This is a genomic window from Bradyrhizobium sp. USDA 336, from assembly GCF_044908355.1.
Taxonomy (GTDB): Bacteria; Pseudomonadota; Alphaproteobacteria; order Rhizobiales; family Xanthobacteraceae; genus Bradyrhizobium; species Bradyrhizobium yuanmingense.
The window spans coordinates 7296394-7321202 of the sequence record NZ_JBIYDC010000002.1; the positions used below are offsets into that span (position 1 = coordinate 7296394).

Annotated in this window: 14 protein-coding genes and 1 pseudogene; 14 read left to right on the forward strand and 1 reads right to left on the reverse strand. The window is 57.7% G+C overall.

Going from position 1 to position 24809, the window contains the following annotated elements; all coding sequences use genetic code 11:
* Positions 1-1176 precede the first annotated feature (1176 nt).
* The 13 genes and pseudogenes from ABIA45_RS35180 (at position 1177) to ABIA45_RS35240 (ending at position 18895) form a co-directional block, all read left to right on the forward strand.
* Positions 1177-2517: an NtaA/DmoA family FMN-dependent monooxygenase gene (locus tag ABIA45_RS35180; RefSeq protein ID WP_036043231.1), complete on the forward strand. Its 1341-nt coding sequence runs from the start codon at positions 1177-1179 to the stop codon at positions 2515-2517.
* A 118-nt stretch (positions 2518-2635) separates the two neighbouring features.
* On the forward strand, positions 2636-4240 hold the full coding sequence (locus ABIA45_RS35185; protein ID WP_225190519.1) for an ABC transporter substrate-binding protein: 1605 nt from the start codon (positions 2636-2638) through the stop codon (positions 4238-4240).
* A gap of 4 nt (positions 4241-4244) precedes the next feature.
* Positions 4245-5201, forward strand: a complete 957-nt coding sequence (locus ABIA45_RS35190) for an ABC transporter permease (protein ID WP_162131267.1) — start codon at positions 4245-4247, stop codon at positions 5199-5201.
* Positions 5198-6061 (forward strand): ABC transporter permease, encoded by an 864-nt coding sequence (locus ABIA45_RS35195; protein ID WP_036043227.1) that lies wholly within the window; start codon positions 5198-5200, stop codon positions 6059-6061. The genes ABIA45_RS35190 and ABIA45_RS35195 overlap by 4 nt, the downstream gene beginning before the upstream one ends.
* On the forward strand, positions 6062-7783 hold the full coding sequence (locus ABIA45_RS35200; RefSeq protein ID WP_036043226.1) for an ABC transporter ATP-binding protein: 1722 nt from the start codon (positions 6062-6064) through the stop codon (positions 7781-7783).
* A complete protein-coding gene (locus tag ABIA45_RS35205; RefSeq protein ID WP_157785212.1) occupies positions 7780-7974 on the forward strand; it encodes a hypothetical protein in 195 nt (64 codons plus the stop codon). The genes ABIA45_RS35200 and ABIA45_RS35205 overlap by 4 nt, the downstream gene beginning before the upstream one ends.
* A 277-nt stretch (positions 7975-8251) precedes the next feature.
* The gene (locus ABIA45_RS35210) at positions 8252-8473 is read left to right on the forward strand and encodes a hypothetical protein (RefSeq protein WP_157785211.1); all 222 of its coding nucleotides are present in this window, start codon (positions 8252-8254) and stop codon (positions 8471-8473) included.
* Positions 8474-8655: 182 nt separating this feature from the next.
* Positions 8656-10137, forward strand: coding sequence for a pentapeptide repeat-containing protein (locus ABIA45_RS35215; protein ID WP_036043223.1), 1482 nt, complete (start codon positions 8656-8658; stop codon positions 10135-10137).
* Positions 10138-10340: 203 nt separating this feature from the next.
* A complete protein-coding gene (locus tag ABIA45_RS35220; RefSeq protein WP_036043221.1) occupies positions 10341-11222 on the forward strand; it encodes a pantoate--beta-alanine ligase in 882 nt (293 codons plus the stop codon).
* A gap of 241 nt (positions 11223-11463) precedes the next feature.
* Positions 11464-11665, forward strand: a pseudogene (locus ABIA45_RS35225) (hypothetical protein).
* A 1124-nt stretch (positions 11666-12789) separates the two neighbouring features.
* Complete coding sequence (locus ABIA45_RS35230) at positions 12790-12993, forward strand: hypothetical protein (RefSeq protein ID WP_157785210.1); 204 nt, start codon at positions 12790-12792, stop codon at positions 12991-12993.
* A 1262-nt stretch (positions 12994-14255) separates the two neighbouring features.
* Positions 14256-15491, forward strand: coding sequence for a cytochrome P450 (locus ABIA45_RS35235; RefSeq protein WP_036043219.1), 1236 nt, complete (start codon positions 14256-14258; stop codon positions 15489-15491).
* A 1190-nt stretch (positions 15492-16681) separates the two neighbouring features.
* Positions 16682-18895, forward strand: a complete 2214-nt coding sequence (locus ABIA45_RS35240; protein ID WP_036043218.1) for a hypothetical protein — start codon at positions 16682-16684, stop codon at positions 18893-18895.
* A 1692-nt stretch (positions 18896-20587) separates the two neighbouring features.
* Here the strand turns inward: ABIA45_RS35240 and ABIA45_RS35245 are convergent.
* Complete coding sequence (locus tag ABIA45_RS35245; protein ID WP_050991951.1) at positions 20588-21934, reverse strand: MFS transporter; 1347 nt, start codon at positions 21932-21934, stop codon at positions 20588-20590.
* A gap of 1737 nt (positions 21935-23671) precedes the next feature.
* Here ABIA45_RS35245 and ABIA45_RS35250 point away from each other — a divergent pair.
* Complete coding sequence (locus tag ABIA45_RS35250; RefSeq protein ID WP_036043214.1) at positions 23672-24259, forward strand: hypothetical protein; 588 nt, start codon at positions 23672-23674, stop codon at positions 24257-24259.
* Positions 24260-24809: the final 550 nt, after the last annotated feature.

The following is a 24809-nucleotide window of genomic DNA, read 5'->3' on the forward strand; positions in this document are numbered from 1 at the left end:
TCTTTCTCGCCGGAGATGGCCGCAGACCTCGAGGCTAGCACGGATCGAACTGGCATTGATGAAGCTGATCGCGCGCGAGTCATCACGACAGGCGCGCCCCACCTCACCTACCGGTAAGAGACGCACTGCGATACCCCAACTGAGTGATTTCGTGAACGTTGATGCTCCCGATGTTTGACGCTCCACGGCAGCCTGTCGTCAAAAGTGACTGAGTCCGGTGCACATAGCGAGCGCGCTCACGAAGGGGGCCTCGAGGACGGGCATTCTTGCAAAGTCGCGGTCGGTCATCATACCGATAGAAAAAGCGAGAACATGCGGCGCCTGCAAGACAATCAAGCGAAGATCCGCAGGATCTTCGAATGCAGCGGGCGCCACGGTGGTGCAGAACAAAGCTCAGCACCCAAAGCATTGCCTTACCGAGGCATCTATAATCTAGAATGTTTCATCGCAATATTAGATGGTTGCTTGGCGGGGCCTTATTGATCGGATGTCGCTTTGCAACGGGGCAGCATGCGATCAACAATGTCTCGCCAAATCTGTCGTGTGTTCTCGAGCGCATCAATTCGTGTCCTTCGCTTTGAGCCGGGCGCTGCCAATTAAAGTCGCTGCAATCACGTAGCGCATGTTCGGGAAGCGTGATCAGAGACCATTTGGGCTAAGCGATGGACAGATAGACGTCGCAATAGAAGGGGATGCCAACAGACGATAGTAGATTGAAATACTCAACTATTGCGTTTGCGTGGTCTCGACCTCTAAAGATCCTCTAGTCGATCCTTGCTCGCCCGATCGCGAGTCCAAAACGTCCGATCGCGAATGGGCATCAGAACACCTTACTGAGGAGCAGCTGGCTTGCTGATGAATTCTGGAGCTCCGATGTGAGTGTACTCGTGTGGGATCATCTAGCCGCTGGAAACTGGCTGTCAGGACGGCGTCAATCGGCAACTACCGTGGTCGAAGCTCTTTTGAGCTGCGCCCGCGCGCAGAACATCACAGCACGTAGCCGAATCTTCTTCGGTGAGAGTCCTCTAGCATCAGCCGACGGTTTGTATCCATGCCTCAAATCTGTTGCCCGGCGCACATCCAGCGTGAGCTTGCGCGAAAGGGCGGGGCGGTCGCCGAGATTGACTTGTCCTCAAGGGCCCACCAAGTGGCTCCGAGGCCGCATTCGGGGCTGTGATGTCTTCGGTTAACTCCATGCTTCATCTTGGCCTAAATCTTCATGGCGCTGGTGGCCATTCCGCCGCGTGGCGCTGGCCGGGCACAAATCCAAGCGCCTTTTTCGATATCGAGCACTACGTCCGGGCTGCGAAGGTTGCGGAGCGTGGTCTGCTGGATGCTGTATTCCTCGCCGATACTCCTGCGATAAGTTTCGACATTACGCACCAGCCACCGCTGAATGGGCTCGAACCCACCCTAGTTCTTGCGGTGATTGCACGCGAAACGCAGCGGATTGGCCTGATCGCGACAGCGTCGACGACCTACAATGAACCATACAATCTCGCTCGGCGTTTCCAATCGCTCGATGTCATCAGCCGTGGCCGCGTTGCCTGGAACGCAGTCACGACGTCGAGCCCGGCGACGGTAGCGAACTTTGGCGGTCGAGAAGTCGGGCGAGCGGATCGCTACAGACGGGCCGAGGACTTCGTTGAAACGGTCCGTGCTCTCTGGCTGAGCTGGAGCGGCGAGGTGGTCATCGCCGATCAGGCTGCGGGAGTTTACGCAGATCAGAGTCAATTCCGCCTGCTCGATCCCGATACCAATAGTTTCGGCATCCGAGGCCCACTGACGCATCCCGCTTCGCCCCAAGGTCACCCAGTCATCGTTCAGGCGGGCGGTTCGGAGCCCGGACTACGGCTTGGTGCCCGCAGTGCAGATGTCGTGTTTGCGGCCGCCGGGGACTTGACGACGGCTCTGCGGGAGGCAGAGCGCCTGCGTGCGCTCTCTCGGCAATTCGGCCGCCCTGCGGCTCCGCTCATCCTGCCGGGCCTTGTCACCTGTATCGGGGGCACCGAGGAAGAAGCGGCTCGTCGCAAAGAAAAGCTTGATGGGCTGCTCGATCTGGAGCGCGCCATTGGCGCCCTTGCAAGAAGCATGGGTGTGGCGGTCGAGAAGCTCAGCCTCGAAAGGCCAATCCCGGAGGAGATTCTGCCTGATGCAGATCATGTTCCGTTTTCTGTCGGTCACCATCGCACGATTGAAGCTCTGGCGCGTCAAGGTCGGACGGTTCGCGAGATCATCAGCAGCGTTCAAGCTTTTGGCCACCGCTTGCTTGTGGGTACACCCGAGCAGATCGCGGACTCGATTGAGGCATGGTTCCGCGCCGGCGCGGTCGATGGTTTCAACATTATTCCGGATGTTCTCACCGATGGCACTTCAGCGTTTGTCGACAATGTGGTTCCCATCCTGCGGAAGCGCGGGCTGTTTCGCAAAGAATATCTGGGACAGACATTGCGAGAGCATTTCGGCATTTCTACTCCGTTCGAGCCGGCACGAGCCACAGCTAGCTCACCGCTCTGACGCTTCCTCAACACCAAATCTCTGGAGCTCGGATATGCACTTATCGAATGCGCGGTCAGCGAGGCGCTTCACTGGCAAGTTCAACCCTCGAGCAAGAACACTGGCGGCTACCCTTGTCATGCTCTTGGGCCTGTCCCAATTGGCGCCCAGCGTTCATGCGCAGGAAGGCTTAGCCGGCAGCGTAAAGCGAGGAGGCGTTATTCGCTATGGGCATTTTCAAGAGCCTGCCTGCCTGTTCGGAGGATGGGTCCAACAATGGTATCTGCAACGCCAGTACAGCGATAATCTGGTTGCGCGCAACGAGGACGGCAAGATTTTGCCATGGCTGGCCGAGTCTTGGACCATCTCCGACGACAAAAAGGTGTACACATTCGAGATAAAACCGAATGTAAAGTTTACCGACGGGACTGCCCTCGATGCGCAGGCCATCGCTGACAATATCAATGGTTGGCTCAGCAATGACCCCGATCTTCGCAATCCGACTGCCGCTCCTTATCTCGGCGATAGCTTCGAATCGGCAAGAGCAATTGCTCCTCTGAGGTTGCAGGTAAAATTGAAGGTGCCGTTCCAGCCCTTGCTGAACGTCTTCGCCCAATCCTCACAAGGCATTCTCTCGCCATCGGCACTCAAACGTGGACTTGCGGTCAATTGCGAGAATCCCGTCGGTTCAGGTCCATTCATTGTCGACAAGTGGCACCATGGGCGAGAAGTCATCTTCCGCCGCAATCCCGACTACAATTCGGCGCCGGCCACCGCCAGACATCAGGGGCCGGCTTACGTTGACGGGATCAGTTGGAAGTTTCTGCCCGATCAGACTGTCCGATACGGCTCGCTGATCGCGGGGGAGACCGATGCCATATACGATATTCCGGCTGTCGCATGGAAGGACGCCAACTTCCGCTTTCCAGTATTGCGGCACCTGACGGGGGGCACCCCCCTGCGCCTCGCATTGTATACGGCCCGGCCCCCATTTGACGACGTGCTCGTCCGCAAGGCCTTTGCCTATTCTACTGACCGAAAGGCCGCGGTCGACACATCCTTCCTCGGCTCTTTACCGTTCGAAGGCAACGGTGCGCTAAGTCAGAGCTCGCCGGAATACCTGCCTGAACTCGGGCAGTCCTATGGGTACGATATTCGCAAGGCCAATCAGCTGCTTGATCAGGCGGGTTGGACTGAGCGCAATCCTACGGGCGTTCGTGTCAAGAACGGTCGTCCGCTCATCGTGCGCATTTCCTATTCGTACGCTTTTCTGAAGCCCGATGGCGAGCAAGCCTTGCAAGTTGTCCAGCAGCAGGCGAGGGCGGCCGGTTTTGACGTACGTCTTCAACCCACCAATCCGGCTGACTTCTTCGCCGGGAAAAACCTCGGCCCCGATGATTATGAGGTCGTTCTCCTCTATTGGGTTGCCCCCGGCGCTGAGATATTCCGGATCTCGTGGAAGCCCGATCAGAATGGCGAGCCCAATCGCTTCAATCCCTCACGCTACCAGGATCTGATGCTTTGGGACATCATTCAAAAGGCGGAACAGAATTTCAATGGAGCTGAACGTACCGCCCTTTATCAGCAGGCGGAACGGAAGATCGTGGATGAGGCACCCGTTATTGGCCTTACTGTGCTGGACGTAACTTTGGCGACCAAGCCGACCCTGAAAGACGTCTGGCTGGACCGTGGGTCAGTTGGCGAACCTGTCTTCTATGATGCCCATTTTAACGACAAGAAATGATGCCATGAAGATAGCAACCCATCATCCCATTGTTTGGTTCACGCGCCGGATATTGTCCGGCGTAGTGGTGGTGTGGGCTGCCGCAACGTTTGCGTTCTTAATTCAGTGTGTGCTGCCTGGCGATCGCGCCCAGATCATCATTAATGTGACAAGTGGCAACGTCGGGCCGGCGTCCGCGGCAGAACTCGCGGCGATCAATGCGAAATACGGCTTTGATCAACCGCTCATGGTTCAATACGGAAAATACATGCTGGGAATCCTGCATGGAGATCTTGGTGAATCCTACCAGCAGCATCGGCCTGTCGTAGGGATCATCGCGGAGCAGATTGGGCCTACGATTATTCTGGCGATCGCCGCGTTGCTGTTCGCATGGATTATCGCCATCCTGACAACCTTGTTCATCGCCGGCAGAGACAACATATGGTCGAAGCTGCTCAATGACACGCAAGTCTTTTTGGCAACAGTGCCGCCTTACTGGCTGGCCACAATTTTGCTGGTTGTTTTTGCGGTAAAGCTGGGCATTCTTCCGGTTATCGGTGGAAATTCTCCGGTCGGGCTCATTCTGCCGACACTTGCGTTGGCTCTTGAACTGTCGGGCTTTTTCGGACAAGTCGTTCAGAACGAGTTCACGCGCGTGCTCGAGCAGCCCTTCGTCACGTGCGCACGGGCCCGAGGTATGAGTGATTTTGGCGTCAGGCTTCGCCATGTCCTCCGCCACGCCGCATTGCCCGGGATTACCTTGTCAGGCTGGGCGCTCGGCAAACTTCTTTCGGGCGCGATCTTGATCGAGGTGGTTTTCGCCCGTCAAGGACTAGGTGGAGTCCTCGTCGCTGCAACGTCCTCGAGAGACGTTCCGATTGTCTCGGGAGCTGTTTTGATCTCTGCGGGCGTATTCGTTCTTGCCAATTTGATCGTCGATCTGACTTACCGGCTGGTTGATCCGAGGATCAAGTTGACATGAGCATGTTCGCCGAAGTCACCATATCTCGTTCGCTCAAAGAAGTCCTGGCAATCACGCGCCATGTTCCCTTCCGGGTTACCGTCTCTCTTATCATAATTGGCCTCTTTGCCTTCGCGGCTATGGCCCCAAAGGTACTGCAGACGCACGATCCGCTCGCTATTGATTTGAGATCGTCATTGCAGTCTCCGTCGATCATTCATTGGTTGGGAACTGATCAATTGGGGCGAGATCTTTACTCTCGAATAGTCGAGGGAACGGGCCAATCCCTCGCCATCGGACTTGGTGCAACGGCGCTGAGCATGTCCATTGCGATCGTTTTCGGCATCGCCGCAGCGCTTTCTGGTGGCGTAGTCGACAGCATCCTTAGCCGGATTGTCGACGTGCTCTTCGCGATTCCCACGCTCTTGCTCGCCCTTGTGTTCGTGACCGTTTTTGGCCCGTCGGTATTGACTGAGGTCATAGCTGTCGGAATCGGCACAGCGCCAGGCTATGCGCGCATGATCAGGGGCCAGATGCTTGCCATCAAAGGGACAGGGTATGTGGAGGCCGCCAAGGTGCTGGGTCATCCATTTCCCGGTATTGTCTGGAGGCATATTCTTCCGAACGCCATGAGCCCGCTGACGGCAATGATGACGATCGGCGTAGGCCAAGCGATTATATGGGCCTCGGGTCTTGCTTTTCTAGGCCTGGGCGTCGCTCCCCCGGCCCCTGAATGGGGCGCGCTGCTCAATGCCGGGCGCAACTATGTGATCTACGCCTGGTGGCTGGAGATCATACCCGGTTTGGCGGTGACGGCGTTTGCTCTCAGCGTCACCATCGTCGGGCGCCATCTACAGGACCGTCTGGAAGGAAGAACGTGAATGTCCCAGGGCGGCCCCCAGCCTCTCTTGCAGGAGGCAGACCTCCTCACAGCCGATTCGCTGCGTGTTTCTTTCGGGCGCGGCATCGCCCAGAAAGCGGCTGTGCGCAGTATATCCTTCTCCCTGCGGCCGGGACAATGTCTTGCAATTGTCGGTGAATCCGGCTCGGGCAAGAGCGTAAGTGCGCGGGCTCTCATAGGCCTCGCTGGTCGCCACGCCAATGTTCATGCACGCCAGCTTAGCTTCGAGGGGACGGACCTGATCGGCCTTAACGATCGTGCCTGGCGGCGCATCCGCGGCAACAAGATTGGCTTTGTATTACAGGATGCACTCGTCTCGCTTGATCCGCTTCGCCCGATCGGCAAAGAGGTTGGTGAAGGCTTACTCCTCCACGGTGCGGTATCATCCCGCGAGGAGCTCGCGCAGCGGGTCATTGCTCTCCTTAAACTCGTCGGTGTCCCTGAGCCGGAGACGAAGGCCGAGCAGCTGCCCCATCAATTATCCGGCGGTCAGCGTCAACGAGCTCTCATCGCGGCGGCACTTGCACTCGATCCACGCATCCTTATCGCTGACGAGCCGACTACCGCTCTCGACGTGACGGCGCAAGCTCATGTGCTGGCACTCCTCCAGGAAACCAAAGCCAGGGGCAAGGCGCTGATCCTGATCAGTCACGATCTGGCAGTGGTCTCCCGCGTGGCCGACGAAATCCTCGTCATGCGAGGAGGCGAGGTCGTCGAACGCGGCCCCGCCGTCCAGATATTCAAAGATCCGCGACACCCCTATACTCGTCAGCTGCTGGACGCTGTGCCATCAGGCCGGCCGCGCGGCTCACGTCTCTCACCATCGACTATTCTGAGTTTGCCCGGCCGGCAAACACAGCCGCCCGTGCAATCGTTGCCGCAAGCTCGTTCCATCCTGCTCGAAGCGACAGGTCTGGTGAAGCGCTTTGAGGGCCCGGATGGCACTTCACGGGCGGCTGTGGACGGCGTCTCCTTCGAACTGCGATCCGGAGAGACTTTGGGCATCGTCGGTGAGTCCGGATCAGGAAAATCGACGATGGCGCGCATGGTCATGGCGCTCGACAAGCCTGACGATGGAGTCGTTCAGTTTGCAGGCCGGCCTTGGACCACGCTCGCGGAACGCGAACGGCGGGCTCGGCGGCGGGCGATATCGATCATCTACCAAGATCCTCTTGGCTCGTTTGATCCACGATGGACGGTCGGACGCATCATATCCGATAGTCTTTCGGGCGACGTCGAGAAACGGCAGCGGCAGGAGCGCGTTATTGAGCTGCTCGATATGGTCGGACTATCCGAGGCCTTGCTGGACCGACGGCCGCTCGATCTCTCGGGCGGCCAGCGCCAGCGCGTTGCGATAGCCCGCGCGATTGCACCAAATCCTGCCGTTATCGTCTGCGATGAACCCGTTTCGGCGCTCGATGTCTCAATCCAGGCGCAGGTCTTGGACCTGCTCGGCGATCTGAAGGACCGCCTCGGCGTAAGTTATCTCTTCATCTCGCATGATCTCAGTGTTGTTCGTCATATCAGCGACCGCGTCATAGTTATGCGCCGGGGGAGAATCGTCGATAGCGGCACCACTGAAGAGATTTTTCGTAATCCACAGTCTGATTATACCAGGAGCCTTATCGCGGCCATGCCGCGCCTTGTGCGTGTTCAACGGAGTGGTCATTCAGCTACGATCCTCGAAGAAGGCATCGCGTGAATGCCTTCGAATTCGATTTCCATTCTCAAAAATCGTCTGTCGCCGATGGCGGGGCAGCCGCGCTGGCCCGCGATTTGGTCGCGATTGCGCCCTCGCTCATCGCTCGGAAAGGACAATCTGTGGATCACGGGTTAAAACAGGGGACCGGCCGGCGCGCGAAGCAGGCCTGGCCGAGTTCGAACACAGGCTAACCGCGAGACCGGCGATCTGCACGTGTGGAATTGCAAGCCATCAATTGCCTGCCCGCAAGGAGTGCGGCTCTTGCTCTCCTGCAAACGAGCTCGGAATCTTCGCTTTAACGATAGCCTAGCCATGGTGCGGCTCCCGACAAAGCCTTGTTTGTCAGATTCGAAACATTCGGCGCCAATTTCGAATTCATGACGCCGTATTCAGCTCGCTAATTTCGACTGACGCGGCTGGCACGCTCGTTGCTACCGATGAGTTAAGCCGAGCTGAGTGCAGCCCTCGATGAACGATCACTTTTCCACCGGCAAGCCGCGGGTCCATTCTGAAAAAGAAGACCTAGAATTTTGCGCATTCGGTTTGATGGAGAGTGATGTGGAGTTTCCCAGAGCTGACGAAACAAATCGCTTTGTCAGATATATCGGCACTGTCAACGGACAGATCGTTCTCGAGGTTGGCGGGCTTGGTGAACAATCGCACCGAGTAGCAGTGGGGACGCATGACTAGGATTCGGCTGAAGTGTTTAAGCGTCCGCTGCGAAGAACACCGACGCAACAGGAGCCTCATCGACGCATCGTGTCGCCAATTCGCAGACGAGCTAATCACAAAGCGCATAGCGTGGGCGCAGGCCCAGCACAAAGAGGTCAATAACAGGCCTTCCGAAATCCGGGCAATACGGAACCCCCGACATGTCGCATAGGATCGTCGCTGATAGCGAATGCACCGTGAATGAAGGGGCGGGGCATTGCTCAGATCCGAAGAACGAGCTTTCATCAGACGGCGAGTTCGTTCGGTACTGGAGCCGAGCTGCCGATCGGCTGCGCGCAGTGGCTGCTGTCGGCAGGCGAACCGAGGAGGCGATCAAAAGGACCGGGATTGGTTTGCAGCTATCTTGCGAGAACTTTAGCGGTCACGACCTCTCAGATTTCCCGATGCGACGCTGTACCCTTAATCGTGCGCAGCTTTACGGAGCAAAGTTGGATCGTGCAGATCTTTCTGAGGCGAACCTTATCTGTCCGGGGCTAGAGCGGGCAAGTTTCCTCGGGGCCAAGCTTGATTTTGCCTATATGCACGCCATGGCAGCGCAGGTCTGCAACTTCGATGACGCCAGTCTGCGCAATGTAATTGATGCAACCGGCAGCCTGTTTCATGGTTGCAGTATGAAAAGAACACGCTTTGACAACGCGATGCTCAGCGGGCTCCTCCTTTATCAGTGCGACGCGAGTAATGCTGTATTCGATGGCGCGGAACTGCAGGGGTCAACTATCAATGAATGCTTCCTTCCTTCCGCTTCCTTCCGCTTTGCTAAGCTGAGCCAAGTCACGATCACGAAGACGCATCTGGCGGATTGCTCGTTCTTCCAGTCAAAGGGAGACTGTTTATCGATCGTGCGTCCCACCTCCATCGATGGTCTTGTCTTGGAAGGTGCTCATCTTCCGTATCTGAGACTCTCAAAGGTGAGCGGGCGGATTCGGGCGAGAGCCCTGAGCGCCCCATTCGCTGATCTTCACCTGTCAAATCTCGCGAGCGCTGAGCTGGAACAGGCAGACCTCACCGAGGCGCGGCTTCTGTCCGTAGGCCTGTCCGACGCGAACCTCGTCGGTGCTGTGCTCAACAGTGCATCTATTCATTCCTGTCAGCTGGACGGAGCGGACCTATCTCAGGCATCAGGTGAGAGCATTTCGATAACAGAGAGCACAATGCGAGCCGCCAAACTCACCGGTCTTCGCGGCCGCTGCGCCTTTGTGCGCGACTGCGATCTCGAACATGCGGACCTATCACAGGCTTACCTCTACAGGTCGATGATCACCGGTGATCCGCCGCAATCAATGGCATTGGGCCACGCAAATCTCGAAGGCTCCAATCTCGTTCAGGCATATCTCGCCGCGGGTATGACCGATAGCAACCTGGAGGCAACGCGAGCCGCATACGTTCGCATGAACCAATCGTCCCTGCGCGATGCGAACCTGAGTGGGATATCGCCATTCCAGGCCAGCTTCGTGAAGGTCGACTTTTCAGGCGCTAAGATAACCACTTTCGAGCCGCCGTTTTTTGCCGACCGTTGTCGGGGACTGCAGGTCGCTCTTGAGGGGGATCAGCTGAGCGAGTCATCGAACTATCTGGCTGAACTCTCATCGTTGATGCGACGTGGTCGAGAAGGGTCAACCTGACTCCTTTGAAAACCGCAAGAGCAGAGGGAGCTACAGTGCCCATGAGCTTAGATCAGTTTGATGCGGTCATTCGACTGTAAGCGGGCGTTGAAGCTCTTTGGAGCTCGTCTGCGTGCGCGGCCCACACAGGATGCCCAGGCCGCGCATCTTCCGAGATCCAAGCGCTCCACTCTTTTTGCGTTCAAGGAAACTGGAGTAAGAACATGCATCTGGCAGGTCTTTCCGCAGGCAAGGCGTTCATCCGGGAGGTCGCAAGAACAGGTCAGACCATTGGCACGGTACACACTCTGGGCGCCCTGCATCTTGGACATGCAGAACTGATCAGAAGAGCGGCCTTGGAGAATGACGTCGCGATTGTCACAGTGTACCCGAACAAGATCCAGCTTAGACCAGGCGGGAGCTACGATTTCAATTTGGACGATGATATTGGACTTGCCCTACGTTCGGGAGCGACTGCCGTGATTTCCTCGAGCGACACCGAAATGTTTCCGCCTGGCTATCGAACGTTCGTATCGCAAGGTGACTATCATTTGCGTTTAGATGGGCCTGAGGCGTGCTTGAAGGAAGCTGTAACCGGTGCGGTCCGCTGGATCTGCTATGCGCGGCCAACTCGCAGCTACTTCGGCCTGAAAGATATCGGTCAGGCGATCCTGGTGAAGCGCGCCGTTGCAGACCTCCTTCTGGATTGCGAGATAAGGTTTGTGCCGACCGTGAGATACAAGAATGGAGTGCCGATTTCGTCGCGCTTAAGGCGATTTAGCCGGTCTGAGCTTGATGAGCTGTCGTGCCTCTTCACGGCACTCAACCATTTAAGGGAAGAGATCGTCCGAGGAGCGTCGAGCGTCAAGGACCTTGTAGCGTCGGCTGCATCTCACATAAAGTTCCGACGGTTTAAATTCGATTATCTTCGGATTGTCGGCGCTGACAGCTTCGAAGATCTAGAGCAGGTCAAGCTCCCTTTCATCATTATTGGCGCGGCAACGGCTCACGGCCTGAGGGTTTTCGATAGTATCTATGTTCCAGATCAGGATACCCTCCTAAATGGTGCTCCGGATCTCTGGATCGATCTGCCTAAGAACTCATAGCTAGACCAATATTCACCGCATGGCCTTCACGGAACTAGTACACTGGCCTGGCATGGAAACAGCATGCAAAAAGAAATCTGAGCTGATCGGTTGGCGCGCTAACATTTCCCCGACATTCACTGGGTGCGAAGTCTAACCAGCAGGCATCCCAGACTACCACCCGCTCGGGGCCCAGCGCACTACAGCTGACACGGTCGTTACCAAACATATTTGCTCTACTCGACATTTCTGCGAGGGTGACATGTTTGATGTCTATTCGTAATAACAAGCGGGACTTCCTCGTCATAAGCAACGCTTCTGAGATGCCCGCACTTTACTCTTCCAATAAATGGCGCAAGAGCAGAACTAGAGTTCTCAAAGTCAGCGACGAGATAAAGTCGGCCGTTCAGCGACAAGGGTATTACGTTCGTAGCTTTCGAGTTGGCAAAAGGGAAATGATCTAGGGCTTGAGCCAATAACGCAATGTCGGCTGACGAGGGCCAAGCGGAAGACATCTGCTCGGGTTGAGGTTGCCGGTTTCAGCCCAAAGCGGACACGTCGGAAGGAAGGCGCATCTGTCGGCAACGCCTAAGCATAAACTCGGCTCCGAAGCGGTGCTGACTGGATGGTCAATACCTTGCGCCTAGAGACGAAGTGTTACTATGGAGATCGGCACTATGAGTCCCATGACTGCTATTTCCTGGAGGTGCAGCCTACAAACATCATCGCGGGTCCGTGACTTATTTCAGCGTCTGAGAGACTCTTTGTGCTTCCGCCAGATCAAGCACGGGAGCGCAGCTATGCCGATCTCGCGCCTGATTTCCGGCATCAATTTCGCTCGTGACCAACAACACCTTTTCGAGTCTGGCTTGAACTGCGCTCTTAGGAAGCTTGGCTTGGTCGAGTCGATCATGGCGATCCAAACTGCGACTGATCGCAAAAGAGTGATTGAGGTTCATAGTCCTGGAGTGACTGACGCTGTTGCTGTGGGCGAGATGGCGGTTCGCGAGATCAGTCTGTCCAAAGAAGGAAGCATGCTAGGCGGGCGGTGTCGGTATGTCTTTTCGGCGTTGATCGGCAAGATGAAGAGGATGTCCACTCATCCGTCTCGCTGTCTAGGCTCTGACCGGGCTTACGCTAGTCCCGCTCGTGCTCGTCAACTCAATCTCCGCGAGGCGATCGGCTTGCTCTTTGGTCAAATTGACCGCCCAATTAATCCCAACCAGAGCCGGCCCCTTCCGTTGTCGATCCCATCCAGCCCTTAGCCCCCTGAGGACCCAATAATCGGCGCGGTGAGAACGTCTTGTCGCGCACCGTCATGTTAGATCCGCACTTTTATCATCTGATCATCACCTGATCGTTACCCGAGTTCGCTCAAGACAACGCGCCTCCGTAACTCGTGCGCGGCAGCTTTCAAATCGCAGACTCCGATCAGACCGATCTGCCTCAAGCTCACGAGAGCAAGCAAGTCACACAGCTCGACACAAAGCCCAGCTCCCAATATGGCTATGGCGCGTTGCTCCTCCGCATCGAGATCAACCCGTGAATTGCTTTCCAGATGCGTTCCGGTTTCTCAAGAGCCAAACCCATGCCTGATGTGCCGGAGCATAGCGATCGCCGCGTCGGTGTACCGACCGTGCGTGAGGTATTGATCCAGTTGCGCTGTGAAAATCAGCGCCGCAACTGCCACCGTGAAGCCCTTGAACATTGGGCCTCTCCTGAAAGAGACCGCCAACCGGGCGTGTCGGAAAATCTGACGTTCTCAGATTGGCTGCCGCCTATGGCGACCTAATATGGAAATGCTGACAGTGAGTGGTAACTACTCTCTTAACGGGCGCGGTGGACGGGTACCCCGAAGCCGCTAGACCCGGTACCGGATGACCCACTCACGATTTCGAACCGGCGGGCTGAAAAGAAGATAGGCTGCATGATCCTTGGCGCCACGAAGCGGACCAAGCGGAGACCGCGTTCCGTATACGCGATCGGGCCATAGGCGGATACGCTGCGTGAATGAAAGAGGCGCCAATCGAGATGGCCTCTTGTCGCATGAGAAAATTGCGCTGCTCAGAACGACAAGAGCGCTATCGCTGCGAGCACCGTGTTGAGAGCGCCAACGGCGATGATGGCCGCCGTAACGATCCGGTCATGGCTCATCACTTCCTCCACTACTAAAGAGAGGATATCTTAACACAGCTATCTAGGCGGGAAAAGCTCTGGACTTGATCATGCGGCGGGAGATCTCAGCGAATCGGCGCATTTGAGCGCCGGTCTCACTCTGACGTGCTGTTCGCACATTTGCCTCGGGCGGGCTGCCCCAGGTTTTGCTGCTCGACCTGACGCGAAGGCGTTCGGCTTCGGCGACTAGTCGGGACGGCGCTCCGTCATGCGCGGTCGCTCCGATTTGCCCCGCCTCCCACGTTTCTCGACCGAAACGGTTCCTGCAGCGTTTCGGTGCAAGGCTTCAGCCTCCATTTTACAGTGTCCGAGCCTTCCAGGCCGGACACCGCATCAGGTTTGAAGCCTCTCCGGCGCTCACCTTGCAGACCTGCGGACCTTACCTGCACCTGCTCGCGTCCGCATTTCAGAGCCTCCTCGCACCCCCTCTTTCTCAGGTTACCCCACAGGACACCCCAATCCGGGAACTACTATCCAAGCGATGGAAAGATTGCCACCTTCAGCTTCGCCGCTTTGGGGTGCCTCGGCCAAAATCACCAGATGGGCGGCAGACTGCCGAGCCGCCTCAATTGGTCTCCCTGGACCGAAACGACAGTGAGAGGCAAAATGGCTGGCTACCTTGGGAGTGTGTATTCGATTGGATGTTGTCCTTTCGCACAGCCCTCGTCCAACTCGTGGTGACAGCTCTCAGTGATTGAGTAGATCAGGTCGGAAAGTCAATGCGATCCTTACTGCCCGACGTGGTAGGGCTAGGCCAGCCGAGCTTTGAGATAGTCTGGTCGGGCGGCCCGTCGCAGCCAAACGCTCACGGCAGCTCGAAACGGTGAATCGTGACCTTAGATCTGTAGCCTCTCGGGAGCAAAATCTGCGGAGACGATCATGAGCAGGCGATCAGAAGATTATAAAGCAGATGACATTATTCCGCTGAGCGAGCTGGATGTAAGCGAAGGCAGGCGCTTTCAAGACGACAGCATATGGGGTTTCTTTGACCGGCTGCGAAGAGAAGATCCCGTTCACTACTGCAAAGACAGCCCTCATGGTCCATATTGGTCTGTGACGAAGTATCGGGACATCGTAGCGGTAGACACAAACCACAAAGCATTCTCATCAAAGCAAGGTGTCACTATTGTTGACGTGCCTGATAAGCACTGGACCCAGAGTTTCATCAAGATGGGGCCTCCCAAGCACGCCGAGCAGCGCAATACCGTGAGCCCGATCGTCGGACCGGAAAGCCTGACGAAGCTCGAAACCTTGATCCGCTCTCGGGTCAGGGCGATTCTCGATGGCTTGCCGCGCAATGAAGCCTTCAATTGGGTAGACATGGTCTCGATAGAGTTGACGACGCAAATGCTCGCCACGCTCTTCGACTTTCCATTTGAGGATCGGCGACTACTGACCTATTGGTCAGACGTAGCTGTTACAACTCCGAAAGCAGGCCATGCGATCGACAGCTGGGACAAGCGAAGCACAATCTTGTCAGAATGTCTGGACTATTTCACAAAGCTTTGGAATGAGCGCATTAATGCGGAGCCGCGCCTCGACCTGATTTCCTTGATGGCGCATTCGCCCGCCACACGCCATATGAAGCCGAGTGAGTTTCTCGGGAATCTGATTCTGCTGATCGTGGGGGGAAATGATACGACGCGCAACTCGATTACCGGCGGCCTCCTGTTCATGAGCCAGTACCCCTCCGAACTGCGAAAACTAGCCGACAATCCCAAGCTGGTCTCGAGCGCCGTGTCCGAGATTATCCGATACCAGACACCGATCGCGCATATGCGCCGCACTGCCGCGGTCGACAGCATCGTAGGCGGGAAACAGATCCGGAAAGGCGACAAGGTCGTCATGTGGTACATCTCCGGCAACAGAGATGAAGAGATCATTGAGAACGCCAACAGTTTCGTGATCGACCGGAAGAATGTGCGGCAGCACCTCTCGTTCGGATTCGGAATCCATCGCTGTCTTGGTCGACATCTTGCCGAACTGCAGTTGAGAGTCCTCTGGGAAGAGATCTTGGATGCGAGACTGGAGATCGAGGTCGTCGGCGAACCCGAGCGAATTGCATCTAACTTCGTGCACGGCTATTCGGCTCTCCCCGTGCGGATTGAAGCGTAGGCCTGGTCGCGCCAGTCCCCGGCCGCCGGTGCGCGGTCAGGTTGGATTGATCTGAACTATCTTGTTCAATCTGCGCAGATGGCTCGATTGACGCGAAGCATTTGTAGTGGGCAACTACTGATCGACCGGGCAGACGTTTGAAGTCCCCGTGAGAAGCGACATGTCAGGCGCGCGTCTCGACTTGCAAACGCCTGAGATGCCGAAAGGGCCTCAACGGCAACTCCGATGCCGCCTCTTCGGGTTGCCTTGTATAGCCGAAACGTGGAGGCCGATGAATTGATGCTGAAGATTGTAGCGGGTTGCAGCGATTCCTTGGAGAAGCGATTTGGATATTCCCCGAGTTGATTACCTCAAGCTCCCTGGGGAAGACCGGCAGTAATTTGGCAATGCCTGTGGCCGATGTTTCTCCTGATATCCTTCGGTGGCATCTACCTCATTTTCAGATAAGCGCTCGCCACATGCATATGAAGAATATCTGGATCATTGCCGCGAAATATTGGGAGCTATTCTGGTAGTGGAGCCGATACTCACCTTTCTGCTCTTTAGAGACGTGCGGACACCCAATTCGCTGGTCGGGGTGACGCTCGGTGTGCTCGGTACGCTTGCTGGCACATTTCTATGAGTGTGATTTAACCGGCCTGGGCGGCGGCCCGGCTTTTGCGAGATATAGTTTGAGGGAGTTGCGCAACCTCGATTCTGCTCAGTTCCGACGGACAAAATGTCGTTGCTGATGGCCTCCGACGTCTCGGCACACCCGTCGATGGCTGGTGACTTGGAAAACTCTTCGGTCGAAGTCTGTTTAGTGGATAGCGGGACGCGTGCGTTGCGAGCGAAGGTCTGCCGATCGACATACGCTGGCCAGTTCTGCTTGGCCAAAAATCGCCGTTCAGGAGGCGAACGCGTTTCTGGCTGCTCTCTAGCGTTTGACTTGGCCCAGCTCGCGTGCATAGAGACAAGGCGTTCGGGTAGGGACTATTCCGTGGGTAGGGCAGGTCGGACGCCGGTCACGTCTCAGCTGATCACACCGGCACTGATGCGGCTAGTCAGCAACACGACCAAGCTGCGATTGAAGTGGAACTCAAGGCGAGGTCTTATTTCTTGTGCATCCCGATGAATGGCTCTTGGTCAGCTAGTCGTCAGCTAGGCGGCCTATCCAGACAGGCTGCGCACTCTCGATTCGGAGATGAAGTATGAAAGGTATTGGCCGAGCTGATTCATCACAGGGTGAGGCGGCGGGAGCCGACAGCGCCGGGGAATTGAGCCGTTCGAGCCTGGAGCCTGGTCTCTTCCCTGGGGAACGCGGTCAATCCTTCGATGCCGTCCTGGAGCGGATGCGCTCCGGGCCTCAAGACAGAACTGCGGCTTCAGATATGGCGGCGCCAACGCGCAACGAGATCAAGGCCGCAAAGCGAAATTTGGACAGCCTGCTTGAGAAGTTTGAAACTTGCCGTCGAGCGGCCATGCAACGCTGCAACTCGGAAAAGGCGCAAGAGCTGATCGATCGAGTGGTCGAAGCAGGCTCAACAGTTCTGGAGTATTACGCGAATCTGCCTTCCAATTTGGCGCGTCGTATCCTGCCCGACGATCAGGCTCGCCGGCTCCGCGACAACACGCTGGATGCGGGCAAACAATGTAACGAAGTAACCACCGAGATTCTGTACCCACTTGAGAACAGGAGAAAGAAAGCAAAAGCCCTGCTCGACGAGGTCAAAGACACCGCTCCGCCCGACCAGCTGAGCCGCGTCGTTGCGGGCGTCGCGAACCAGTATGCTGCCTGCATGGACTTGTGGGGAAAGAAGGCGTTGCGCTTCGAGCGGATGCAGTCAGTCTGTGCGGCTACTGCCCACTTGCCAAGCAGCACGCCCGAGATGCGCAAGACCGAAGAGGGCCAACTCAGGCTCAATACGGGCTGGGTGCTCAATACCAGGTGCATGTATCTGCAATCGCGCATCGCTCTCGCGCAGCTCTTGATTGAGTCGCGAGCGAGCACGTTAGCACCGGACGTGCGAGCCGCCCTCATGGACGAGAGCGGGCGGGTGCGTCTGCTCGGGACCTTTGTTGAAGATGTTTTTCCGGCATTTATTTCGACGGGCGAGGCCGTTCGCGGAGGAACGGTGCTCGACGCCGAGCACCGCGCCGTTCTGGAAGGAGTGATGGAACGGCTTTCGGAATTTGCATCCCAACTGAGGGCCATGCTTGAGCCCCTGAGGGAGGCTGGAACGGAAGCTGACCTTCCTTTGCAGTTGCTTGGCGAGATCGTGGACGGAGCGTGGGTGACGGCGAACGACGTCATGCGGCTGCTGGCATTGCAGCCAAAGACGGAAGTGACGATTGAACCGCCGGCTTGGGCTGCGCTTCCTGAAAACAGTGGCCTGGTGGGTGAAGGCACTCCAGCGCGCAGAAAGGGCAAAGCAAAGCGCGGAGCAGCCGCGGGCGAGGGGAGTTCGACGGCCAGCCCGCCCGCGCCGCAACTGGGAAGGTCCGATGCCGCCGCGGCCGCGACGGGCAAGGTCATCGTGCTCTCGGATCTCGGTACAAAAAAACTCGCCACGCCGGAGGAGGCAGCTGCGTCATCCTCTGCGACCGATCACCTCCAGATGTGGCAGGCTCCGCCCTCCAGGAAGGCACTGCCGGGATTACTTGAGCGATTGGACGAGCTGCTGCAGTTCGATCTGCGGGCTCAGCAAAGCGCCGTCTCGCAAGCGCGCCAGATGAAGCCCGACGACGCCGAACATGTCCTGAATCGCGTGGTCAAGCGCTTGCAGACGCAGTCCTCCGAGATTGAGGCCTGTGTAGCCGCGCTGGAGGAGCCTCGCCGACGGGGCCTGCTCACCGCTGCGCAGGTGCCCGAAGTGCACGAAAAGATAGTCCGGCTTCAAAGGATGGGGTCCGAGGTTCAGGGGCAGGCAAAGTCATTGAGCGCGCGAAAGGCAGCAATCACGAGCGATTGCATGAAGACCTATGCGTTTCCATCGCAGAAATACCTTGCACAGTTACGGGCAGCGGGGGAACTGGCGTCAGTGGATCCACCTCGCGCCTTGAAGGGAGAGCCAGGGACGCTGTTTGAAATCAAGCTACAGCCCATGGCGCTGAGCAATGGCGCGACGCCAAGGCCGATGTGGGTACACATCCACACCAAGCGGCCGGTACATGCCTGGCAATTGGCAACGCTGGGCGATCGCGAATTCGCCGCTTGCCACGTCAAGTCTGACGAACAGCGCGGCTACAATCAGCACTGGCAGAACGCTCGAGCCGCCGAGGGGCACGAGAACGTCGTGATCCACCGAGGCAAGCTCACTCCCGCGTTCTGTAGGTCCTTGTTGAGCACCGCCGCTGGCCAGCCATGGCAGCCCCTTCCCGACCCGGAGCACGCTTCGGCTCAGATGGCTCGACTGGGGATCTAGTGAGCTGGTTGTCTTGCGCCGGTGAGCCGTTCGGCGTCAGAGTTCATGCCTTTCGGACCGGCTCGGCGGATTGCCTGAGCTGCGCCGAGCCTCGTCGAACTCCAGCTTACACAAGGATGGAGCCGGGGAGAGAACACTTCTTACGGGAGGGGTATCGGCTGGCGATCCGGAGGATTGTCGGTCGTCGTACAAGCAAGCTGCCATTCCCTGCCCTGGCGAACATCGGCGCTCGGGCGAGAAGCTGGGCCGCTGACTATTGCAGGCGGGAGATATACCAGATGCTGGCGGCGATAAGCCCGGTCACAGTGCTTTCACCTGCCTGCCCGCGGCGAACTGGCGCGCAAACTCTTCGGGCGAGCTTCAACGGATCGCGGATGGTCCGTACGGGAGCTGAGCGTCCCGGCCGCTTTGACGAATCAAACCGGGCGGTGCACAACAACGCCGCCTGTTTGCTACTCTAGCATCAGGCTACGACGGCCCCAGCATCACGCCTCCTTGGCCCCCAAAAGATGCTGGGGCTTGTCGTTCTTCGTTGAGCGTCTCAATCCGAGTAAGTCGGAGCTTCTTCGTTTCAACTGCAATGGCGCCGGGCGCCGCGGAGACGATTTCAATACACCGGCGTATGGTTAGTCATTTCCCCGCTTTTTTCAGTCGTCGCCACGAGCGAGCAACGGTGGCATCGCCGGAAGAGCATGCTCCGCCGCAAGATCAGCTTGGTGGACTGTTCATTGAGTCATGGCGCGAGCTCACGACAGCAATCCGTATGACTAGTTTGATCGATCTTTTACAGCTCGATTCCGTGCGGCCCTAAGCACCCGGTGCATCACTTCGCTTTTGATCGCGCAGGCGATCTCGTTGACGTTGAGGTCCGAGCGACCGCTGGGCCTCGGCATCGCCCGTCAGACCCGCTTCGGCCCCGTTGGTTCAGCCGAATTGAAACTCCTCGCCCATCGCATCGATGAGCCGATCGTCCATTGCTGCGTACTTATCCATTCGGTCGATAGATCTGATCAAGAAAATCAATTTTACCGCTTGCAGCGTCGTCAGATAGACCGTCGAGAGCGGCTGGGGCTAACCTAGGGAAGCGATGTCTCGAATGAAAAAGTCTGTGTTAGTGACCGCGAGCGCCCTCGCGCTTGCAACGGCGGTGGTGCCTCCTTTTGCTGCAAACGTTGCCGCGCAGCCGGTTGCGGCGAGTGCGCCGGTAGCCGATACATCATATCCTGAGTGCGTGGATGACCCGTTGAATGGCATCTGCGATCTGTTTTTTTGCTTGACGGATCCCTCGTGCGTCCGGCACTGACAACGGGAAACATATCAAGCAGCGAATGAGGGGCGACCCTCGTGCGGCCGCTGCTCCGACAGCGGCCGCATCCTTATGCTGTATGGTTGCGCTGGCAGATGGCGCAAGCCGCACGTTCTCGTTCTCTAAAGGATGATCATAGTGACGGCTCACTTACACCCCGTCGGTGACGTCCGCCAATCGCGCAACTGCCGCATCGGCGAAGATCGGGTAAACGGGAACAAGTCATTTCAGACGGAGACGCTGCGCACCGACAGGAGCTCCTGCTCGATGTAAAGCTGCTCCAATTTTTCAAGATAGATTGCTTTTACGTGCTGGCCCCATAGCCGTCCTCCGGCTTTTTCGCATTTCGGACATCATAGATGTCATCCTCACCTGTTCGGGTATGCCTAGGGCAGCGGTCGTGGCGTTACGGCCGTTCGTCTATGGTCGGGCACATAATTGAGTGGCGCCGTCTCCGGCATCATAAGCATGGCACAAAGTGCGGCCGCGCCCGCGAAAAGCATGTACCAGGCGGGCACGAGTGCACTCCCGGTAAGGTGGATGAGCCAGGTGACGATCGGTTGAGCTGTGCCTCCAAAAATGGCTATCGCAAAAGCGTAGATCGTTGCGAACGCGCGACCACGAATGTACTTGGGCAAACCTTCGGCCATGCTCACGTAGAAGGCGCTATACGGAATCGTTCCGATCAGGGTGAGGACGCCGAGACCTCCTAGAAGTGCGAAGGCACTGCGGCTCTCTGCAATCCACAAGAATACCGGATAGGTCATCAGCAATGCAGTGACCTGCGGCCATATCATGATACGCCGACGGCCTACGCGGTCGGCGAGCAGGCCGCCCAACAGTGCTGCAGAAATTCCGACCGTGTTGCTGATGAGCGTAGTAGCAAAGGCGAGAGGCGTGGAAACACGGAGGGTGTTCAACGCGTAGGTCGTCATATATCCCGTAACATAAGTCGTGATCGTGCAGCTGGCCAAGATGACAAATCCCAAGCTCATGATGCGGCGATCGGTAGGCCGTCGCCCCTCAGGCTGGGTGACAGGAACCGGCGCCTCGGGGCGGTGCAGCGTTTCGGGCAGGACGCTCCGCAACCAAAATCCAAACGGCAACGTGGCCGCGCCGAGCAACAGCGCGACCCGCCATCCGTACGCATTGAGCGCTTCGCTTGTCATGGTGAGCGAGAGTATTTCTCCAACCAACGCTCCGGCCGTCGCAGCTACCTGTTGGCTCGCGGGCTGAAAGGAGACCGCAAGACCGCGGGCTTTGGTGGGGGCCGCTTCCATCAAGTAGGCTGTCGTTGGACCGACTTCACCTCCGAGAGCAAAGCCCTGCAGCAAGCGTGCGAAAATGGCTAGCAACGGAGCGGCAAGTCCTATTGCCTCGTACGATGGCGTGATCGCCAATAACAGGACCGCGGCGCTCATCATGGCAAAGCTGGCGGTCATCGCGGGTCGGCGGCCGGCCCGATCCGAATACGAGCCGAGCACGATGGCTCCGATCGGCCTAGTCACAAAACCTGCGCCGAAGGTTCCGAGTGACAGCATGAGGCTGACGAACTGGTCAGTTGCCGGGAAGAACGCCTGACCGATCTGTATTGCGAAAAAGCTATAGGTCCCGAAGTCGTAGAATTCGATAATGTTGCCGATGGTTGCGCCCAACACCGCGCGGCGTGTCAAGCGTTCGTCTGCCGGACCGAGGACCGGCTCCATCCTCTCTGGAGTAAATTGCCTCGCCATCCTCGACCTGATCTGAAGCGCGATCCATGGCCCGAACATTTCGACCAGACAGGTCGCGCAAAGTTGCATTCCACTTGCCCGAGCACGTCCTCACGGCCATGGCCTGTTCACATGTAGGCTGAAGCGTGTCACGAGGGACCTCACGGTAACCTCTGCAATAAAAATGCCCGCCTTTCGTGGCCCATTATACCCTTGATCTGATGGCTGGCCCTGCCCGCAAGACAAATATGAGAACCTGCTATAGTTATCGGGCACCCAGACATTGCGCTGCTTTGGCGAGTTTGGGACAAATTGGCGGGCGCCGAACACGATCGGCGATGTCTCGCGCCCTTTCAGCCTCGGCCAGGTTGCGTCCGCTCCGTGAGGCGTCAGCGGGCTACGCCCTTCGTGGCCAAGCCGATTGCCGCCGCTCAGCGCCTGCGGCGGTCTCTCGCGCGCCGGGCAAGATCCACCAGTCATCGGTGCTCCACCTTTGTGTCGCGGCCGGGTCCCCTCTAGCGGGCGAACCGGCTGCTCACGGGTCGCTCGCGTCTGGCGACCGCCAAGACCCAGGTCGTCCGTCATAAGGTGCGTTCGGCGCTGCCCGCCCGCGCATGTTGGCTATCTCCTGCGCGAGGGCCTCACCCGGGACTGGGAGAAGGCCCGGCTATTTGGCCCAACGGCGACGAGGCCGATCTCAAGTCGTTCGGTGAGCGCTGCCAAAGGTTCAGGGGACGTACATCTTGGTCAACCACTTGGAGAGCTGTTAAGGCAAACCAGCGACGCATACCCAGGAGTTACCGTTCGTGCGCCCGCAACGGGCGAGCACGAATGTGCCCTACGGTTCTTCGCCAACGGACGCTTGGAGGAAGCGGACATTTCAGCGGCGACCTCGCCACCGCGCGCACGAATTACGACGATTTTCCTTATTCAGGACACCAGTGAATTCTCTTTCCAACGCCCTGACACGAGTGCCATCTGCATGACGCAGAGCGTCCATAGCAGCCGGGACAAAGTTGGCGGTTTCTATTGCCTCACCTGGGGATGTAACGTTCCGCTTGCCCGATGTAGCTCCGGCTGTCAGTCCGAGGTTGTATCATGGCGCGCAGGGTTCGAGGCACTGGGGACTTCGCGGAACCCACCACACGCAGCGGCAGCCGCAGTCCCCGGATCACCGGCACCGCCGCACCCTTAGCCGTGCGCGGGAGGATCGTCTCGGCTGCTTTTGCGTCTCAGCGATTTCGTTCTCTCAGGTAAACACTTCTCTCCGCGCTTGCCGGACTCTCACGTAGGTCTCGCTTTCGTCTGTTCTCGCGCTGGCGCGGCTATCGCGGTCATTCTGGTTAGCGGCCCCGAGCATAGGCTCGAAGCGTCCGCCAGAACGACGGGTCGCGGGCAGAGGTCGAAATGCACATGTTCGGTGCAAGACTGGGTCTGGCCGCGGTCCGCATCACCTGGACCTCCTAACCAGCTTTACGCCCAGGTGAACGCAATGCACGACGCAGACCCACGCGCCGACTGCGAGGCCAGGCGGAATGAGACTTGGCTCGGAGATGATCGCATCAGACGTGGCAGATGCGGCTGCGGGTTTGTCTCCTTCTTCGACCTTGTCAGCTTCTCGAAAGCCAGCCTCTTTAACATTCGAACTTGGCCTCTCGATGACGAAGCCACCCATCTCTGAATTCGTGACGAACTCAGCTCATTCCCTGGGGGAGATCTTCAAGAGGCCGTTGTTCTCACAACAGAAAGGAGAGCTTTATGGATCCGAACCCGATCGACAATGCCCGTTCCCCGGAATCGCCAACAGCGCACGTCTGGACACAGGAAGATCATGATTTGTTCAGTCAGATCATGAATGAAGCTGGTCCGTCATCACCTGCCGCACCTGAGGAAGCGGTAGATGTCACATTCGCCGCTCCACAGAGATTTTTACACGGTTCGCAAATCGCCCCTGACGCGATGGTTGAGAGGCTGTTCCACCACGGTCTCTTGCCGGACTCGGACCAGCCGACGATGACCTATGAAATCCAAGGTCACCGCTACACGGCCGGTTTGGATGAGTCCAATCGCGTTCGTCTTGTTCATAACCCTGCGGAGGACCAAGTGGTTGGGGTCGGCCGGGCGGGGGTACCGGACTTCGGAGCCTTCTTCGCGGAGAAATGGCACTACGGAATGCCGCTCGCACAGCAATGGGCCACACCTGCCCTAATGGAGAAGCTGCGCCACGACGGTTTTATGCCGACCGCAGATAACTCCACCACGATCCTACTTAACGGACGGGCCTACAAAGCCGAATTAGCCGAAGGAGGGTTCGTTAGGCTTACACGGGAGACAACCCCGCTGTGAACCGATCGCGCGTGGCTGGAGGCCTGCGATCACTTCGGTTGTCCTTAGCTGGAGAGACATTCGTCCAATAGTGGATTATTCGCGCAGCCAGTGGGTACGCATCCTCGGGCCCACTGGCAGCCCACGAGATGAACAGTCATCCTGGACGTTTCGTCCGCGTGGCGCCGGCCTCAGTCCCCCCTGCCATATTGCCTGGGTATTGCCTCATCTGAGGATGTTAGTTTCGCTTGATCGATGTAGCTCTGGCTATCGGCCAGTCCGGGATTGCACCATGCCGCGCGGGATCGGAAGTTTCTGGAGACGCGCGGAATGCCCATTACGCGCGGCCAGCGCCGCAGCTTTAGCCGTGCGGGATGATCGTCTCGGCTGCTTTGCCTCTGAGCAATCCCAACAAGCTCTGCAGGATGGTGTCAGGATGGTGTGGTGCAGGCCGAACTGTTCGGGGCGTTGCTTCGCGAGGCGACCGAGAATTGCATGCGCGGTCAGACGGAGCTCGGCCGCAAGCCAGCGCTCGATGTCGGCTGGGGCCGCGCAAGTTGGGTAGCGAAAC

Coding starts and splice junctions, on each gene's coding strand:
- ABIA45_RS35230 (WP_157785210.1), top strand. CDS start 12,790: ATGCCTGATGTGCCGGAGCATAGCGATCGCCGCGTCGGTGTACCGACC.
- ABIA45_RS35185 (WP_225190519.1), top strand. CDS start 2,636: ATGCTCTTGGGCCTGTCCCAATTGGCGCCCAGCGTTCATGCGCAGGAA.
- ABIA45_RS35190 (WP_162131267.1), top strand. CDS start 4,245: ATGAAGATAGCAACCCATCATCCCATTGTTTGGTTCACGCGCCGGATA.
- ABIA45_RS35210 (WP_157785211.1), top strand. CDS start 8,252: ATGAACGATCACTTTTCCACCGGCAAGCCGCGGGTCCATTCTGAAAAA.
- ABIA45_RS35195 (WP_036043227.1), top strand. CDS start 5,198: ATGAGCATGTTCGCCGAAGTCACCATATCTCGTTCGCTCAAAGAAGTC.
- ABIA45_RS35180 (WP_036043231.1), top strand. CDS start 1,177: ATGTCTTCGGTTAACTCCATGCTTCATCTTGGCCTAAATCTTCATGGC.
- ABIA45_RS35200 (WP_036043226.1), top strand. CDS start 6,062: ATGTCCCAGGGCGGCCCCCAGCCTCTCTTGCAGGAGGCAGACCTCCTC.
- ABIA45_RS35215 (WP_036043223.1), top strand. CDS start 8,656: ATGTCGCATAGGATCGTCGCTGATAGCGAATGCACCGTGAATGAAGGG.
- ABIA45_RS35240 (WP_036043218.1), top strand. CDS start 16,682: ATGAAAGGTATTGGCCGAGCTGATTCATCACAGGGTGAGGCGGCGGGA.
- ABIA45_RS35245 (WP_050991951.1), bottom strand. CDS start 21,934: ATGGCGAGGCAATTTACTCCAGAGAGGATGGAGCCGGTCCTCGGTCCG.
- ABIA45_RS35250 (WP_036043214.1), top strand. CDS start 23,672: ATGGATCCGAACCCGATCGACAATGCCCGTTCCCCGGAATCGCCAACA.
- ABIA45_RS35220 (WP_036043221.1), top strand. CDS start 10,341: ATGCATCTGGCAGGTCTTTCCGCAGGCAAGGCGTTCATCCGGGAGGTC.
- ABIA45_RS35235 (WP_036043219.1), top strand. CDS start 14,256: ATGAGCAGGCGATCAGAAGATTATAAAGCAGATGACATTATTCCGCTG.